The sequence below is a fragment of the Streptomyces cinereospinus genome (assembly GCF_042430725.1).
GTDB lineage: Bacteria > Actinomycetota > Actinomycetes > Streptomycetales > Streptomycetaceae > Streptomyces > Streptomyces cinereospinus.
In genome coordinates, this window is sequence record NZ_JBHMCY010000004.1 from 14715 (window position 1) to 30574 (window position 15860).

At 73.7% G+C, this 15860-nt stretch carries 16 protein-coding genes; 10 read left to right on the forward strand and 6 right to left on the reverse strand.

Features of this window, described 5'->3' with window-relative positions; translation table 11 throughout:
- Together ACFF45_RS02770 and ACFF45_RS02775 are read right to left on the reverse strand one after the other, a co-directional pair.
- The coding region (locus ACFF45_RS02770; protein WP_381341355.1) for a hypothetical protein at positions 1-188 on the reverse strand (188 nt) is incomplete at its 3' end.
- A 417-nt stretch (positions 189-605) separates the two neighbouring features.
- Positions 606-2225 (reverse strand): DHA2 family efflux MFS transporter permease subunit, encoded by a 1620-nt coding sequence (locus ACFF45_RS02775; RefSeq protein WP_381341358.1) that lies wholly within the window; start codon positions 2223-2225, stop codon positions 606-608.
- A 113-nt stretch (positions 2226-2338) separates the two neighbouring features.
- Between ACFF45_RS02775 and ACFF45_RS02780 the strand changes: the two genes are divergently transcribed.
- The 3 genes from ACFF45_RS02780 to ACFF45_RS02790 all read left to right on the forward strand — a co-directional run bounded on the left by ACFF45_RS02780 (position 2339) and on the right by ACFF45_RS02790 (position 5281).
- Positions 2339-2998 (forward strand): TetR/AcrR family transcriptional regulator, encoded by a 660-nt coding sequence (locus tag ACFF45_RS02780; protein WP_381341360.1) that lies wholly within the window; start codon positions 2339-2341, stop codon positions 2996-2998.
- A 147-nt stretch (positions 2999-3145) separates the two neighbouring features.
- The gene (locus ACFF45_RS02785) at positions 3146-4363 is read left to right on the forward strand and encodes an alpha/beta hydrolase (protein WP_381341363.1); all 1218 of its coding nucleotides are present in this window, start codon (positions 3146-3148) and stop codon (positions 4361-4363) included.
- Between the two features lie 66 nt (positions 4364-4429).
- A complete protein-coding gene (locus tag ACFF45_RS02790; protein ID WP_381341365.1) occupies positions 4430-5281 on the forward strand; it encodes a DUF4429 domain-containing protein in 852 nt (283 codons plus the stop codon).
- A gap of 398 nt (positions 5282-5679) precedes the next feature.
- Here the strand turns inward: ACFF45_RS02790 and ACFF45_RS02795 are convergent, their stop codons facing one another.
- Both ACFF45_RS02795 and ACFF45_RS02800 read right to left on the reverse strand, forming a co-directional pair.
- Positions 5680-6699, reverse strand: a complete 1020-nt coding sequence (locus ACFF45_RS02795) for an aldo/keto reductase (RefSeq protein WP_381341368.1) — start codon at positions 6697-6699, stop codon at positions 5680-5682.
- A complete protein-coding gene (locus tag ACFF45_RS02800) occupies positions 6696-7250 on the reverse strand; it encodes a MerR family transcriptional regulator (protein ID WP_381341370.1) in 555 nt (184 codons plus the stop codon). The genes ACFF45_RS02795 and ACFF45_RS02800 overlap by 4 nt, the downstream gene beginning before the upstream one ends.
- Positions 7251-7375: 125 nt before the next feature.
- Here ACFF45_RS02800 and ACFF45_RS02805 point away from each other — a divergent pair, with 125 nt between their 5' ends.
- Positions 7376-8200: a serine hydrolase domain-containing protein gene (locus ACFF45_RS02805; protein WP_381341373.1), complete on the forward strand. Its 825-nt coding sequence runs from the start codon at positions 7376-7378 to the stop codon at positions 8198-8200.
- Positions 8201-8209: 9 nt separating this feature from the next.
- Here the strand turns inward: ACFF45_RS02805 and ACFF45_RS02810 are convergent, their stop codons facing one another.
- The gene (locus ACFF45_RS02810) at positions 8210-8878 is read right to left on the reverse strand and encodes a pirin family protein (protein WP_381341698.1); all 669 of its coding nucleotides are present in this window, start codon (positions 8876-8878) and stop codon (positions 8210-8212) included.
- Between the two features lie 247 nt (positions 8879-9125).
- On the opposite strand from ACFF45_RS02810, the gene ACFF45_RS02815 reads away from it, so the two are divergent.
- The 5 genes from ACFF45_RS02815 to fabF all read left to right on the forward strand — a co-directional run bounded on the left by ACFF45_RS02815 (position 9126) and on the right by fabF (position 14062).
- Complete coding sequence (locus ACFF45_RS02815) at positions 9126-10331, forward strand: PucR family transcriptional regulator (protein ID WP_381341376.1); 1206 nt, start codon at positions 9126-9128, stop codon at positions 10329-10331.
- 89 nt (positions 10332-10420) lie between these two features.
- Positions 10421-11341, forward strand: a complete 921-nt coding sequence (locus tag ACFF45_RS02820) for an ACP S-malonyltransferase (protein WP_381341379.1) — start codon at positions 10421-10423, stop codon at positions 11339-11341.
- Between the two features lie 35 nt (positions 11342-11376).
- The gene (locus tag ACFF45_RS02825; RefSeq protein WP_381341381.1) at positions 11377-12378 is read left to right on the forward strand and encodes a ketoacyl-ACP synthase III; all 1002 of its coding nucleotides are present in this window, start codon (positions 11377-11379) and stop codon (positions 12376-12378) included.
- 82 nt (positions 12379-12460) lie between these two features.
- Positions 12461-12709, forward strand: a complete 249-nt coding sequence (locus tag ACFF45_RS02830) for an acyl carrier protein (RefSeq protein ID WP_141312265.1) — start codon at positions 12461-12463, stop codon at positions 12707-12709.
- An 81-nt stretch (positions 12710-12790) separates the two neighbouring features.
- On the forward strand, positions 12791-14062 hold the full coding sequence (gene fabF / locus ACFF45_RS02835) for a beta-ketoacyl-ACP synthase II (protein ID WP_381341384.1): 1272 nt from the start codon (positions 12791-12793) through the stop codon (positions 14060-14062).
- Between the two features lie 157 nt (positions 14063-14219).
- On the opposite strand, the gene ACFF45_RS02840 is transcribed toward fabF, so the two are convergent.
- Entirely contained in the window at positions 14220-14714 is a 495-nt protein-coding gene (locus ACFF45_RS02840) for a DUF3145 domain-containing protein (RefSeq protein ID WP_381341387.1), read from the reverse strand.
- A 252-nt stretch (positions 14715-14966) separates the two neighbouring features.
- Between ACFF45_RS02840 and ACFF45_RS02845 the strand changes: the two genes are divergently transcribed.
- Entirely contained in the window at positions 14967-15857 is an 891-nt protein-coding gene (locus ACFF45_RS02845; RefSeq protein ID WP_381341390.1) for an SGNH/GDSL hydrolase family protein, read from the forward strand.
- The last annotated feature ends 3 nt before the right edge of the window (positions 15858-15860 follow it).

Consider the following 15860-nt stretch of genomic DNA (forward strand, 5'->3'; position numbering starts at 1 on the left):
GGCCGGCCCTCGGAGCGGAGCCGGCGCCAGGGCCGGCCCTCGGAGCGGAGCCGGTGCCGGAGCCGGCCCTCGGAGCGGAGCCGGTGCCGGAGCCGGCCCTCGGAGCGGAGCCGGCGCCAGGGCCGGCCCTCGGAGCGGAGCCGGTGCCGGAGCCGGCCCTCGGAGCGGAGCCGCAGAGGAGCGGTCACGGTGAGGAAGCCCGACGAGGGGCCGCCGACGTGACGGATACCTCGGCCTGAGGTGGGCCCCGGCATGCGGGGAGTCATGAGCGGGGCCTCCGGCGTGACGCCGGAGGCCCCTCCTCACTCCCCCCGGCTCAGAACAGCCGGTAACCGTGTCCGAAACCGGCCGTCGGCTCATCAACTCCTCGAACCGAGCCGTTCGTTCGGGTCGATGAGCCGGGTACCCCCGCCGCGCGTTCCCTACCTGCCGGTCTGCCGGCGCGCCGCCCCCCTCCGGCAGCGCGCCGCAGCCCCGGCCGCCCTCGTCGCCGTACGGCGGTACCGCACGACCATGCCGTACGGAGGGCTTGACCCACTGTGACCTGCGGCGCGAGCCGGATGTGAGGGGACTTCAGGACTGTCACCCGGATAGGTGACGCACCGTCAGATGTGCACGCCGCCCGCGCCCGCCTCCGCGTTCACGCCGCGCTTGGTCAGCAGGGCGACCAGCACCGCCACCGCCGCGACCCCGGCCGCGACCAGCGACGCCAGGCTCATGCCGGAGATGAAGGTGTCGTGGGCGACGTCCGTGATCTTCGCGGCGATGGCGTCCGGCGTGCCCGGCGGCACCGGGGCGGCACCCTGCTGGACCGCCTCGGCGGCCTGCGCCTCCTGCGCCGGGGTCAGCGGCGGAAGACCCGCGTCCGCCCAGTTGCCCGCCAGGTCGCCGTCCACCTTGGAGGCCATCACACCGCCCAGGACGGCCGTGCCGAGGCTGCCGCCGATCTGCATCGCCGCCTGCTGGAGGCCGCCGGCCACACCGGACAGCTCCATCGGCGCGTTGCCGACGATGACCTCGGTCGCGCCGACCATGACCGGCGCGAGGCCGAGGCCGAGCAGGGCGAACCAGAGCGACATGACGCCGCTGCCGGTGTCCTTCTCCAGCGTGGACATGCCGTACATGGCGAGCGCGGTGCACGCCATGCCGAGGGACAGCGGCAGCCGCGGGCCGAACTTGGTGATCATCACGCCGGCGAGCGGCGAGCCGACGATCATCATGCCGGTGAGCGGCAGCAGGTGCAGACCGGCGTCGATCGGACTCATGCCGTGCACGTTCTGGAGGTAGAACGTGACGAAGAACAGGCCGCCCATGAACGCGATGGCCATGAGGACCATGAGGACGACACCCGCGGAGAGCGGGATCGAACGGAACAGGGCGAGCGGGATCAAGGGCTCGCGGACCCGCTGCTGCCAGACGGCGAAGAACACGAAGCCCAGGACCGAGACGGCTATGAAGGTCCACGTCCGGCCGTCGCCCCAGCCCCACGCGGGCGCCTTGATGAGGGCCCAGACCAGGCAGAACATCGCGCCCGACAGCAGGGCGATGCCGAGCACGTCGAAGGAGCGCGGCGCGTTCTGCGCGCGGTGGTCGATGAGGATCAGCGCGCCGAGGACCAGGGCGAGCACACCGACGGGGACGTTGATGAAGAACACCGACTGCCAGCTGACGTGCTCGACCAGCACACCGCCGAGGATCGGGCCGCCCGCGGTGGAGGCGCCGATGACCATGCCCCAGATGCCGATCGCCATGTTGAGCTTCTCGGCCGGGAAGCTGGCCCGCAGCAGGCCGAGCGCGGCCGGCATCAGCAGGGCGCCGAAGAGGCCCTGGAAGACCCGGAAGACGATGACCGCGGCGATGCTGTCGGACAGGCCGATGGCCCCCGAGGCGGCGGCGAAGCCGACCACGCCGATCAGGAAGGTCTGCCGGTGGCCGAAGCGGTCGCCGAGCTTGCCCGCGGTGATCAGGGAGACCGCGAGGGCCAGGAAGTAGGCGTTGGTGATCCACTGGACCTCGGCCCAGGTGGCCTTGAGGTCGGTGGCGATGGCGGGGTTGGCGATGGCCACGATGGTGCCGTCGAGGGCCACCATCATGACGCCCACGGCGACGGTGATGAGGGTGAGCCAGGGATGGCCGCGCAGGCCCTTGACCGGCGTCGGGTCCGACGAGGCGGCGGGCGTGCCGTCCCCCGGCCCCGTCGTGTCGATGGTGGTCTGACTAGTCATGCGTTCGAGGCTAGTGACAGCCACTGACAGTTGACAAACCAATTCACTAGTCGGTAACTGTCACGACATTCAGGCCTTGCCTGACCAGGCGGAACGGCGCGCAGGAGTGGCTCATGGACACGCTCGGCACCACGGGGGCAGGGCCGCGCCCGGGCCTGCGCGAACGCAAGAAGCAGCGCACCCGGGACGCGCTGCTGCGCGCGGCCGTGGAACTGTTCACCACCCGCGGCTACGACCGCACCACCGTGGACGAGATCGCCGCCGCCGTCGACGTCTCCCAGCGCACCTTCTTCCGTCACTTCTCCGGCAAGGAGGAGGCCGCCCTCGCCCTGGAGGCGATGACGGTGGCGCACTTCGTGGAGATGGTGCGCGCCCGTCCCGCGCACGAGCCGCCGATGGCGGCGCTGAGCCGGGCGGTGCTGGACGGCTGGGACCGGATCAGCGAGGTCATCGAGGCGGTCGCACCGGTCGAGGTGTACGTGCGGATGTACCGGGTGATCGAGTCGACGCCCGTCCTGCTCGCCGCGCACCTGCGCCGGTCGGCGGAGACGGAGGAGCAGATCGCGCGGCTGATCGCCGAGCGGGAGGGCCTGGACGTGGACACCGATCCCCGGCCGCGGGTGGCGGTGGCGGTCTTCAGCGGGGTGCTGCGGGTCACCGAACGGCTGTGGGGCGCGCAGCCGGACGCCGGCCTGGAGGCGATGCGCGCGTTGACGAGCGCGTACCTCGATCAGGTGGGACCGGCGCTGGCGGGCGACTGGCGGAGCCGCTGAGCGGGGCGCCGGCCGGCGGGCGGGACGGGCCGGTGAGACGGGGCGCGGCGCGGTCGTCCCCCGGTGCGATCAGGTGACCTTCCTCAAACGTGATCCGCGACACACCGGTCACGTGAGATCCTTCCGTTCTCCTAATGTGTCCTCCCAGTGACTTCCTTCGACACCTCCCCCTCGCTCAACGTCTGGCGCGCCCTGCTCGCGCTGGCCGTGGTGTTCGTGATGCTGGCGACCACCGGCTGGACCGCCCTGCGCAACCACCGGTCGGCCGGCCCGCTCCAGGCCTCCCGCTCGGCCTGGGAGCACGGCCGCGTCGCCGGGCAGCGGCTGCCGGCCCCGGACGCCGCACCCGCCCGGCTCGCCGCCTTCTTCGCCTCGCTCACCAAGGGGCAGCGCGCCCTGCTGGCCCGCCGCTATCCGCTGGCGGTCGGCAACATGAACGGCGCCCCCGTCCGGCTGCGCTACCTGGCCAACCGCATCGCCCTCGGCCAGGCCCGCGCCATCGAGCGCGACCGCACGGCCGACGACCGGCTCAGTCCCGCCGGGCAGCACGAGGCGGGCCGCCGTATGCACCGCTTCGCCTCGCTGATGCGCGCCGACCGGCACATCCTCGCCTTCGACCCGGACGGCGCGGGCCGGGTCGCCGAGGTCTTCGGCGACCTGGACCGGGCCGAGCGGGTCTCGGTGGTCATCCCCGGCGCCGACACCGACCTGCTCACCTTCCAGCGCACCCACCGCCGCTACGCCGCTCCGGTCGGCATGGCGAAGTCCCTGCACGCCGCCGAGCGCGCCGCCGCCCCCGCGACGCGCACGGCCGTGATCGCCTGGGCCGACTACACCGCGCCCAGCGGCCTCGGCGTGGAGTCGGCCACCGCGATGCGCGCCGAGGACGGCGCGGTCCGGCTGGACGCGCTGGTGCGCGCGCTGCCCGGGGACGCGCCGGTGTCGCTGTTCTGCCACAGCTACGGCTCCGTGGTCTGCGGCGTCGCCGCCCCCGCGCTGCCCGGCCGGGTGGCCGACATGGCGGTGGCCGGCAGCCCCGGCATGCGCGTCGCCACCGCCTCGCAGCTGCGCACCTCCGCCCGGGTCTGGGCGATGCGGGACGCCGACGACTGGATCCAGGACGTGCCCTACCTGGAGTTCGGCGGGCTGGGGCACGGCGCCGACCCGGTCTCCACGGCGTTCGGGGCGCGTGTGCTGTCGGCGCGCGGCGCGCACGGGCACGCCGGCTACTTCGAACCGGGCACGGGCAGCCTCGCCAACTTCGCCGCGATCGGGGTTGGCGCGTACCGCGCGGTGGACTGCGCCGACGACACCGGCACGTGCCGGGTGGGTTTGTCCGGCGCGACGGCGGCCGGACGCGCGTAGAGGCGCAGGAACTGCGGTGCGTGCGGGGAGGGGACGAAAGAGCGCGTGCCGCATACGATGAGCCGCATGGGTGACGTACTGGCCGGATTTCATGCCGCCTGGGAGTTCGAGTCCGACTCCGTGCTCATCCGCTACGAACGGGGGATTCGAGCACCTAAGCTGCTCCAGGCGCTCGGCGAGCGGCGGGTGCCGCTGGCCGCGCTGCAAGGGGTGACGCTCTCCCCCGGGCGGCGCGGGACCGTCGTGCTGCGCGCGGAGCCGCGGCCGGGGGCGGATCCGCTGATCGAGGCGGCGGCCGGACAGCTGAAGGAGAGCAGCGACCCCTACCGGCTGGTGCTGCCCGCCGAGCGGGAGACGCTGGCCGAGTACTACGCCGAGGAGCTGCGGGCCCAGCTGGCCGGACCGGGGCCGGCGGACCGGCGTCTCGTGCCGGCGCCCGCTCCGCCGTTGCAGTTCAAGGCGTACGACGGGAAGGCCTCGTTCGACGGGTCGTCGGTGGCGTTCCGGTGGTTCTGGACGGGGGCGTCGTCGGCGAAGTGGAAGGCCGGGGACCAGACGTTCGCCGTCGAGGAGCTGAGCGGGGTGGAGTGGCGGTCGCCGGAGGTGTTCGAGGGGCATCTGCGGCTGCTGCGGCGGGACGCCGGGGAGCGGCCGGCGCAGGCCGACCAGGATCCGGCGGCGGTGGTCTTCGGGCTGGGGTACGGGCCGGTGCACGAGTCGTTGCCGTTCGCGGCGGCGGTGCTGGACGCGGTGCGGGTGCGGTCCGCGGGGGCGGTGGTGCCGGTGGCTGCCGCTCCGCGACGGGATCCGGCGGATGTCGCGGAGCGGATTCGGCACCTCGGGGAGTTGCACCGGGCCGGGCTGGTCACCGATGAGGAGTTCTCCGTGAAGAAGGCCGAGCTGCTGGCCGAGCTGTAGCGGCTGCCGGGCTGTGCTGCCGGGGCGCGGGGACGGGGGCGGGCCGGGGGAGGCCTGTCGCGCAGTTCCCCCCGCCCCCGAGGTGGAACGCGGTCCCAGCGTTGCCTGCGTCCTGCCGGGGCGGGGCGCGGGGACGGGGGCGGGCCGGTGGAGGCCTGTCGCGCAGTTCCCCCCGCCCCCGAGGTGGAACGCGGTCCCAGCGTTGCCTGCGTCCTGCCGGGGCGGGGCGCGGGGACGGGGGCGGGCCGGTGGAGGCCTGTCGCGCAGTTCCCCGCACCCCCGAGGTGGGACGCGGTCCCGGCGTTGCGGACTCACTCCCGGCCCGGCGACGAACTGGGGCGGGGGCGGGCCGGGGGCCCCGCGCCCCCGAGGTGGGACGCGGGCCCGGCGTTGCGGGGTTACTCCCGGCCGGCCGACGTGAAGGTCATGTCGGCGTAGCGGTCGCCCGCCACCTTCGATGCCACCGGTTCCAGCAGGGCGAGGTCGTCCGGTGTCAGCGTGATCCGGGTGGCCGCCGTGTTCTCCTCGACGCGGCCCGGCCTGCGCGTGCCGGGGATCGGGACGACCGGGAGGCCGTGGACGGCCGCCTGCTGGTGGACCCAGGCCAGGGCGATCTGCCCGGGCGAGGCGCCGTGCGCCTCGGCGACCGCGCGGACCGGTGCCAGCAGCGCCGCGTTGGCCGTGGCGTTGGCGCCGGTGAACCGGGGCTGCCCGCGGCGGAAGTCGTCGGCGGTGAGGTCCCGCTCGGCGTCGACGAAGGACCCGGTGAGGAAGCCGCGGCCGAGCGGCGAGTACGGGACCAGGGTGACGCCCAGCTCCCGGGCGGCCGGTACGACCTTCGCCTCGATGTCCCGGCTGAACAGCGACCACTCCGACTGCACGGCGGCCACGGGGTGCACGGCGTGCGCGGCGCGCAGCTCCGCGGCGGTGACCTCGCTCAGGCCCAGCTGCTTGACCTTGCCCTCGCGGACCAGCTCGGACATCACACCGACCGTCTCCTCGATCGGCACGTTCACATCCCGGCGGTGCATGTAGTAGAGGTCGATCACGTCCACGCCGAGCCGCTCCAGGCTCGCCTCGACGGCCTGGCGGATGTACGGCGGGTCGTTGCGGATGACCCGGCGGGTCGAGTCGTCCGGCGGGATCGACAGGGCGAACTTGGTCGCGATCACGACCTCGTCGCGGTGCGCCGCGAAGAACGGCGCGAGGAACCGCTCGTTCTCGCCCGCGCCGTACGCGTCCGCCGTGTCGTACAGCGTGACGCCCAGCTCCAGCGCCCGCTCCAGCGCCGCCCGGGACTCGCCGGCGTCGGAGGGGCCGTAGGCGAAGCTCATGCCCATGCAGCCGAGGCCCTGCACACCGACCTCGGGACCGCCGGCGCCGAGCCGTGCCGTCGGGATCGTGCGGTGGTCGTTCATCGGGTTCCTTCCCCTTCGTGCGCGGCGAGCGCGCGGCCGTCGCCGGCGTATGAGCTGATCTTGCGGTCGAGCACGTCGAGCGTGTCCTGGAGCTCGGCGACGCGCTCCAGCACCTCCCGGCGGGTGGTCTCCAGCAGCTCGCGGCGTTCCGCGAAGGTGCCGTCGCCCTCGCGCACCAGCTCGGCGTACCGCACCATGTCGGCGACCGGCATGCCGGTCAGCCGGAGCTTGCCGACGAGGTCCAGCCAGTCCAGGTCGCGGTTGCTGTAGCGGCGCTGGCCGGTGTGCGACCGGTCGATGTGGGACATCAGGCCGATCCGCTCGTACCAGCGCAGGGTGTGCGCCGACAGGCCGGTGAAGGCGGCGACCTCGCTGATCGTGTAGCGGTCGTGACCGTCGGGGCGCGGGGGCCGGCGGGGCGGGGCGGAGCAGATGTCGGTGCGGGTGAGGGCCTCCTCGCGGGCCTCTTCGTGAGCCTTTTCGCGGGCCTCTTCGTGGGACTTCTCGCGGGCCTCTTCGGTGGCTGCTGCCGTGGTCTGCATCACCGTCATGCGCTCCACGCTATGACCTTGGAGTGCGCTCAAGGCAAACATGGCCGGAAAGCGCCGCCGGGCCCCGGCGCGGGCCGGGGACCCCTTCCTGCGGCCGCCGCCGTGAGCGGGACTAAGGTCGGGGCATGTCCTTGCAGAGCTTGGCGTTGATCGACAGCTGGCCGGTGCCCACCGCTGCGGCGGGGGTGGTACGGGCCGACGGAACGGTGCTGGGGGTGGCCGGGCCGGCCGGGCGGCGGTTCCCGCTGGCCTCGGTGACCAAGCCGCTGGCCGCGTACGCCGTGCTGGTCGCCCACGAGGAGGGCGCGGCCGAGTTCGACGAGCCGGCCGGCCCGCCCGGGTCGACGGTGCGTCACCTGCTGGCGCACACCTCGGGGCTGGCCTTCGACGAGCACCGGGCGACGGCGCCGCCCGGCGAGCGGCGGCTGTACTCCAACGCCGGGTTCGAGCAGCTCGGGGACCATGTCGCCAAGGCGACGGACATCCCGTTCGCCGAGTACCTGCGGCAGGCGGTGCTGGAGCCGCTGGGGATGACGTCCACCACCCTGGAGGGCTCGCCCGCGAAGGACGGGGTGTCGACGGTGGAGGACCTGCTGCGGTTCGCCGCCGAGGTCCAGGCGCCGCGGCTGCTCGACCCGCGCACGGTCGCCGAGGCGATGAGCGTGCAGTACCCGGGCACCAAGGGCGTGCTCCCCGGGTACGGCCACCAGAACCCCAACGACTGGGGGCTCGGCTTCGAGATCCGCGCCGCCAAGTCGCCGCACTGGACGGGCGGCTCGTCGTCACCGCGGACGTTCGGCCACTTCGGGCAGTCCGGTACGTTCCTCTGGGTCGACCCGGACGCGGGACTGGCCTGCGTCGCGCTGGCGGACCGGGCGTTCGGGCCCTGGGCGGTCGAGGCGTGGCCGGCGTTCACGGACGCGGTGCTGGCGGAGGCCCGGACGGCCTGACGGCGGCCGTCAGGCCCTCTCCCGCATCTCCCGCATCTCCCACATCAGCAGCTCCGCCGGTGTCACCCCCACCGCCTCCGCGCCCTGCGGGTCGGTGAGGCGGGCCGCGTCACCGGGGCCCAGGCGCTCGGCGCCCAGGGCGACGTCGCCGCGCACCACGTGGACGTAGACGTACGGGGCGTCGGGGACGGCCGTGCGTTCGCCCGGCGCCAGACGGCGCACGTGCAGCATGGCGCCGGCCTCCGGGACGGCGTACGGCGTCGCGTCCGCGATGCCGGGCACGATCTCGTACGCCGGGTCGCCGCCCGGTGCGAGCGGGGCCAGCCACATCTGCACGAAGGTCAGGGGCCGGTCGCCGTCGTTGCGTTCCACGTGGCGGACGCCGGACGCGGCGCTCAGGCGCTGCACGTCCCCGGCGCGGACGAGCGTCTCGTGCCCCGCCGAGTCGCGGTGCGTCAGCTCGCCCTCGGCGACCCAGGTGACGATCTCGGTGTGGCTGTGCGGGTGCTCGGCGAAACCGGCGCCGGGGGCCAGGCGCTCCTCGTTGCAGGCGATCAGGGCACCGAAGCGCAGGTTGCCGGGATCGTAGTGGGGGCCGAAGGAGAAGGCGTGCCGCGACTCGATGCCGGCCTCCGGGTCGCCTCCGGGGTAGCGCTCAGCGGCGCGCCGTACGTCCATCACGCACCCCACCGTAGACCCGCCCGCACCGGCCGGTGACCGCGTCGCCCACCACCGCCGCGCCCCGTCGCCTCCCGTGCCGTCCCGGGGCGCCGCCGAGGCGGCGCCGTTGCCCGCCGCCCCCGGCCGCGGGCCGCCCGCGGCGGTGCGCCCGCCCGCCCGCCGACCGGCTCCGACCAGCCCCGGCGGGGCCCTCACCGCCACCCGGCGACACGTGTCCGCGTCCGGATAAGGCAGTCTTGTCCCCGTGCCCGAACCAGAAACCCGCCTCGCCCGTACCGCCTCGCACGGCGTCCATCCGCACTCCGCGACCCTGAAGCGGCTGGAGAAGTCCTCCGGCAGTCTCGCCGCCCAGGCCATCGCGCGGATGGACGAGACGCTGCCGTGGTACCGGGCCATGCCGCCGGAGAACCGTTCCTGGATCGGGCTGGTCGCGCAGGCCGGTATCGCCGCGTTCACGGAGTGGTTCCGGCGCCCGGACGCCCCGCAGGCGATCTCCACGGACGTCTTCGGGACCGCCCCCCGCGAGCTGACCAGGGCGATCACCCTGCGGCAGACCGTCGAGCTGGTGCGCACCACCATCGAGGTCATGGAGAGCGCGATCGACGAGGTCGCCGCCCCCGGCGACGAGGGCACCCTGCGCGAGGCGCTCCTCGTGTACGCGCGGGAGATCGCCTTCGCCACCGCCCAGGTCTACGCCCAGGCCGCCGAGGCGCGGGGCGCCTGGGACGCGCGGCTGGAGTCGCTGGTCGTGAACGCGGTGCTGAGCGGGGAGGCCGACGAGGGCGCGGTGTCGCGGGCGGCGGCGCTGGGCTGGAACGCGCCGGAGCACGTGTGCGTGGTGCTGGGCACGGCCCCCGACGGCGACTCCGAACTCACCGTGGACGCCATCCGGCGCGCGGCACGCCATGCCAAGCTCCAGGTGCTGACGGGTGTGCTCGGGGACCGGCTGGTCGTCATCGCGGGCGGCAGCGACAGTCCGCTCGCCGTCGCCAAGTCGCTGATCGGCCCCTACGCCGCGGGTCCCGTCGTCGCCGGGCCGATCGTGCCGGACCTGCTGGCCGCGACCCGGTCCGCGCAGGCCGCCGCCGCGGGTCTGAAGGCGTGCTCCGCCTGGCAGGACGCGCCGCGGCCGGTGCTGGCGGACGACCTGCTGCCGGAGCGCGCGATCGCCGGGGACCCGAGCGCGCGCGAGCAACTGGTGGAGGAGATCTACAGACCGCTGGAGGAGGCGGGCTCCGCGCTCCTGGAGACGCTCAGCGTCTATCTCGAACAGGCGAGCAGCCTGGAAGGGGCCGCCCGGATGCTGTTCGTCCATCCCAACACCGTGCGCTACCGGCTCCGACGTGTGACTGACGTCACCGGCTGGTCACCCTCCGATGTACGGTCGGCTTTCACGCTGCGCATCGCCCTGATCCTGGGGCGTCTGGTCGACGGGGATCCCCAGCCCTAGTCTTTTGTCGGGGGCCCACAAAACCCCCTCCCGTTCTTCGTCCTTGTCCTCACGGGCGGCCGTGCCCGTAACCAAGAGAGAGTGTGAGAGTGCTCGTACTCGTCGCTCCCGGCCAGGGCGCTCAGACGCCCGGCTTCCTGACTCCCTGGCTCGAACTGCCCGGCGCCGCCGACCGCGTCGCCGCCTGGTCGGACGCCATCGGACTGGACCTCGCCCACTACGGCACGAAGGCCGACGCGGACGAGATCCGCGACACCGCGGTGGCGCAGCCGCTGCTCGTGGCCGCCGGTCTCCTCTCCGCCGCGGCACTGGGTGACATCTCCGAGATCGCGCCGGGCGCGGTCGCGGGCCACAGCGTCGGTGAGATCACCGCCGCCGCCTTCGCCGGCGTCCTCACCGACACCGCCGCGCTGCCCCTCGTCCGCAAGCGGGGCCTGGCCATGGCCGAGGCCGCCGCGGTCACCGAGACGGGGATGTCGGCGCTGCTCGGCGGCGACCCCGAGGTGACCGTGCCGCACCTGGAGAAGCTGGGCCTGACCCCGGCGAACGTCAACGGCGCCGGGCAGATCGTGGCCGCGGGCACGCTGGAGCAGCTCGCCGCGCTGGCCGAGGACAAGCCGGAGGGCGTGCGCAAGGTCGTCGCGCTGAAGGTGGCCGGGGCCTTCCACACCCACCACATGGCACCCGCGGTGGACAAGCTGGCCGCGGCCGCCCGGGAGCTGGCGCCCGCCGACCCGAAGACCGCCTACGTCTCCAACAAGGACGGCCGGGTCGTCGCCTCCGGCGCCGAGGTCGTCGAGCGGCTGGTCGGCCAGGTCGCCAACCCGGTCCGCTGGGACCTGTGCATGGCGACCTTCCAGGAGCTCGGTGCCACCGCGCTGCTGGAGGTGTGCCCCGGCGGTACCCTGACCGGTCTCGCCAAGCGCGCCCTGCCCGGTGTGCGGACGCTGGCCCTGAAGACCCCCGACGACCTCGACGCGGCCCGCGAGCTCATCGCCGAGCACGCCTGACGCCTGCACAAGCCCCCGAAGGAGCCGACTGCGACATGTCGAAGATCAAGCCCAGCAAGGGCGCCCCGTACGCGCGGATCCTCGGCGTGGGCGGCTACCGGCCCACCCGGGTCGTGCCGAACGAGGTGATCCTCGAGACGATCGACTCGTCCGACGAGTGGATCCGTTCGCGCTCCGGCATCGAGACCCGGCACTGGGCGAACGACGAGGAGACGGTCGCCGCGATGTCGGTCGAGGCCTCCGGCAAGGCGATCGCCGACGCCGGGATCTCCGCCGAGCAGATCGGCGCGGTGATCGTCTCGACCGTCACGCACTTCAGGCAGACCCCGGCCGTCGCCACGGAGATCGCCGACAAGCTGGGCACGGCGAAGGCCGCGGCCTTCGACATCTCGGCCGGCTGCGCGGGCTTCGGCTACGGCCTGACCCTCGCCAAGGGCCTGATCGTCGAGGGCAGCGCCGAGTACGTGCTGGTGATCGGCGTCGAGCGGCTGAGCGACCTGACCGACCTGGAGGACCGGGCGACGGCCTTCCTGTTCGGCGACGGGGCCGGCGCGGTCGTCGTCGGCCCGTCGAAGGTGCCCGCGATCGGCCCCACGGTCTGGGGCTCGGAGGGCGACAAGTCCGAGACCATCAGGCAGACCGTGCCGTGGACGGACTACCGGGCCGGCGAGGTCGAGCGGTTCCCCGCCATCACGCAGGAGGGCCAGGCGGTCTTCCGCTGGGCCGTGTTCGAGATGGCGAAGGTCGCTCAGCAGGCGCTGGACGCGGCCGGCATCAGCGCCGCCGACCTGGACGTCTTCATTCCGCACCAGGCCAACGAGCGGATCATCGACTCGATGGTGAAGACACTCAAGCTGCCGGAGTCCGTCACGGTCGCCCGTGACGTCCGCACCACCGGCAACACCTCAGCCGCCTCGATCCCGCTCGCGATGGAGCGGCTCCTGGCGACCGGCGAGGCGAAGAGCGGCGACACCGCGCTCGTCATCGGATTCGGGGCGGGTCTCGCGTACGCAGCGACGGTCGTTACTCTCCCCTAGGCACTCCGTGCCGGGCCCTCGCGGTCCGGCACGGGTCGCCGCACCGCCACACCCTCTGGAACACTACGAAGGAGCGCCTGACATGGCCGCCACTCAGGAAGAGATCGTCGCCGGTCTCGCGGAGATCGTGAACGAGATCGCCGGGATCCCCACCGAGGACGTCCAGCTGGACAAGTCCTTCACCGACGACCTGGACGTCGACTCGCTGTCCATGGTCGAGGTCGTCGTCGCCGCCGAAGAGCGCTTCGACGTGAAGATCCCGGACGACGACGTCAAGAACCTCAAGACCGTGGGCGACGCGACCGAGTACATCCTCAAGCACCAGTCCTGAGGCCCCTGGGCCGGATGCCCCGGCCCCGCCACCCGGCGGTGGCGCCGCCGAATCCTCGTATCCGTTGGAGAAAGAATTCCCGTGAGCCCGACCAATCGCACCGTGGTCGTCACCGGTATCGGCGCAACCACACCGCTGGGTGGCGACGCAGCCTCTACCTGGGAGGGCCTGGTCACCGGACGTTCCGGTGTCCGGCCCCTGGAGCAGGAGTGGGCCGCCGAGCAGGCGGTCCGGATCGCCGCACCGGTCGCGGTGGAGCCCACCGAGACCATCCCGCGGCCGCAGGCCCGCCGCCTGGACCGCTCGGCGCAGTTCGCGCTGATCGCGGCGCAGGAGGCCTGGGCCGACGCCGGTTTCACCGCCAAGGCCGGTGAGGGCGGCGAGGTCGACCCGGACCGGCTCGGCACCGTCATCGCCTCCGGCATCGGCGGGGTGACCACCCTGCTGGACCAGTACGACGTGCTCAAGGAGAAGGGCGTACGCCGCGTCTCCCCGCACACCGTCCCGATGCTGATGCCGAACAGCCCCTCCGCGAACGTGGGGCTGGCCGTGGGCGCCCGGGCGGGCGTGCACACCCCGGTCTCCGCGTGCGCGTCGGGCGCCGAGGCCATCGGCTACGCCATCGAGATGATCCGCTCCGGCCGCGCCGACGTCGTCGTCGCCGGTGGCACGGAGGCGGCGATCCACCCGCTGCCCATCGCCGCGTTCGGCAACATGATGGCGATGTCCAAGAACAACGACGACCCGCAGGGCGCGTCCCGTCCCTACGACGTGGCCCGGGACGGCTTCGTCCTCGGTGAGGGCGCCGGTGTCGTCGTCCTGGAGTCCGCCGAGCACGCCGCCGGGCGCGGTGCGCGGGTGTACGCCGAGGCGGTCGGGCAGGGCATCTCCGCCGACGCCCACGACATCGTGCAGCCCGAGCCCGAGGGCCGCGGCATCGCGCACGCCCTGCAGAACCTGCTCGACCGGACCGACCTGGACCCGGCCGAGATCGTGCACGTCAACGCGCACGCGACGTCGACGCCGGCCGGTGACATCGCCGAGCTGAAGGCGCTGCGGAAGGTGTTCGGTGACGACACCGACCACATCGCGGTGTCCGCGACGAAGTCGATGACCGGGCACCTGCTCGGCGGCGCGGGCGGTGTCGAGACGGTCGCGACCGTGCTCGCGCTGTACCACCGGGTGGCTCCGCCGACCATCAACGTCGAGAACCTCGACCCCGAGGCCGAGGCCCACGCGGACGTGGTGCGCGGCGAGGCGCGGAAGCTGCCCGTCGAGGGCCGTATCGCCGCCCTCAACGACTCGTTCGGGTTCGGTGGGCACAACGTGGTGCTGGCGTTCCGGACGGTGTGATCCCCGCCTCACGGCGATGGCCCGGACCCCTCGCGGGGGTTCGGGCCATCGCCGTTGCGCTTCGTGCGGTGCGCCGGGGGCGGGGCTGTGGGGGCCGGCCGCGCAGTTCCCCGCGTCCCCGGGGCGTCGCCCCCGCGGATGTCGCCGACCGAGGTGTTCAGACCACCTGGTGCAGCCAGCGGACCGGGGCTCCCTCGCCCGCGTACCTGAAGGGTTCCAGTTCGTCGTCCCAGGGCTTGCCCAGGAGCTTGGCGATCTCGGCCTCCAGGTCCGTCTCGCCCTGCCGGGCACGGACCAGGGCCGCGCGCAGACGGTCCTCGGGGATCAGGATGTCGCCGTGGATGCCGGTGACGGCGTGGAAGATGCCCAGGTCGGGGGTGCAGCTGTAGCGCTCGCCCTCGGCGCTGGGGCAGGGCTCGGCGGTGACCTCGAAGCGCAGCAGGTGCCAGCCGCGCAGCGCGGAGGCCAGCTTGGACGCCGTGCCGGGCTCACCCTGCCAGGAGAACTCCGAGCGCCAGGTGCCGGGCGCGGCCGGCTGCCGGATCCAGTCGAGGCTGACGCGCGTGCCGAGCACCCCGGCGACGGCCCACTCGACGTGCGGGCACAGCGCGCGCGGCGCGGAGTGCACGTACAGGACTCCACGTGTCGTCACCGGGACCTCCGGGCTGAGCGGGCGTGTTGCGGCTGGCAGGGCGTCGGTGGCCGGTCGGCCACGCTGATGGCGAGGCTACCGTGCGGCAGGGCGGGGAGTGTGACGTACCGTCGGTCCCACTGCCCGGAAACTCCCGCCATTCACCCGGGGGGACGCTTGTACGGGCGTGACCCGTCCCACAGCGCGCGGCCGGGAACCTTCGCGCGTTGTATGGAGGGGGCCAAGGAAAGCGAGCGAGGGGGCCGGCGGGCGATGCGGAAGACCGGACAGCGGGTGCGGACCGCGGTGGCCGTGCTCACGGCGGCCGTACTGGGACTGGCCGGCTGCGACGCCGTGGGCGGCGACGCGCCGGACGAGGCCGGCCTGGGCCGGCAGCGGGCCGAGGCGGCCCCGGCGGTGGTGTGGGACCGCAGTCCCGCCTCCGTCGCCGCCGTCGGCGACTCCATCACCCGCGGGTTCGACGCCTGCGGGGTGCTGACGGACTGTCCGGAGGTGTCCTGGGCGACCGGCAGCAGTCCCGAGGTGGACAGCGTCGCCGTGCGGCTGCTGGGCACCCGGGCCGCCACGCGCAGCTGGAACCACGCGGTGAGCGGGACGGCGATGGCGGACCTCCCGGCGCAGATGGAGCGTGCGGTGGCGCACGCGCCGGAGCTGGTGACGGTGATGACGGGGGCGAACGACGCCTGCCGGTCCTCCACGGCGGCGATGACGCCGGTCGAGGACTTCCGGGCCGACTTCGAGGAGGCGCTGCGCACGCTGCGCAAGGCCTTGCCCAAGACCCAGGTGTACGTGGCGAGCATCCCGAACCTGCTGCGGCTGTGGTCGGAGGGCCGGACGAACCCGCTGGGCAGGCAGGTGTGGAAGCTGGGGATCTGCCCGTCGATGCTGGGCGACGCGGACGCCCTGGACGCCGCGGCCGAACAACGGCGCGCGACGGTGCAGCAGCGGGTGCGGGACTACAACGCCGTGCTGGCGGAGGTCTGCGGGGCCGACGAGCGCTGCCGGTACGACGGCGGGGCGGTGTTCGCGTACCGCTTCGGCACCGCGCAGTTGAGCCCCTGGGACTGGTTCCACCCCAGCAAGAACGGCCAGGCCCGGCTGGCGGAGATCGCGTATCGGAGGATCACCGCCGAGAAGCCTTAGAGT

Excerpts from the sequence above, each read along its gene's own strand:
- ACFF45_RS02825 (WP_381341381.1), top strand. The coding sequence starts at position 11,377 with ATGTCGAAGATCAAGCCCAGCAAGGGCGCCCCGTACGCGCGGATCCTC.
- ACFF45_RS02795 (WP_381341368.1), bottom strand. The coding sequence starts at position 6,699 with ATGAACGACCACCGCACGATCCCGACGGCACGGCTCGGCGCCGGCGGT.
- ACFF45_RS02800 (WP_381341370.1), bottom strand. The coding sequence starts at position 7,250 with ATGACGGTGATGCAGACCACGGCAGCAGCCACCGAAGAGGCCCGCGAG.
- ACFF45_RS02830 (WP_141312265.1), top strand. The coding sequence starts at position 12,461 with ATGGCCGCCACTCAGGAAGAGATCGTCGCCGGTCTCGCGGAGATCGTG.
- ACFF45_RS02845 (WP_381341390.1), top strand. The coding sequence starts at position 14,967 with ATGCGGAAGACCGGACAGCGGGTGCGGACCGCGGTGGCCGTGCTCACG.
- ACFF45_RS02810 (WP_381341698.1), bottom strand. The coding sequence starts at position 8,878 with ATGGACGTACGGCGCGCCGCTGAGCGCTACCCCGGAGGCGACCCGGAG.
- ACFF45_RS02775 (WP_381341358.1), bottom strand. The coding sequence starts at position 2,225 with ATGACTAGTCAGACCACCATCGACACGACGGGGCCGGGGGACGGCACG.
- ACFF45_RS02780 (WP_381341360.1), top strand. The coding sequence starts at position 2,339 with ATGGACACGCTCGGCACCACGGGGGCAGGGCCGCGCCCGGGCCTGCGC.
- ACFF45_RS02790 (WP_381341365.1), top strand. The coding sequence starts at position 4,430 with ATGGGTGACGTACTGGCCGGATTTCATGCCGCCTGGGAGTTCGAGTCC.
- ACFF45_RS02805 (WP_381341373.1), top strand. The coding sequence starts at position 7,376 with ATGTCCTTGCAGAGCTTGGCGTTGATCGACAGCTGGCCGGTGCCCACC.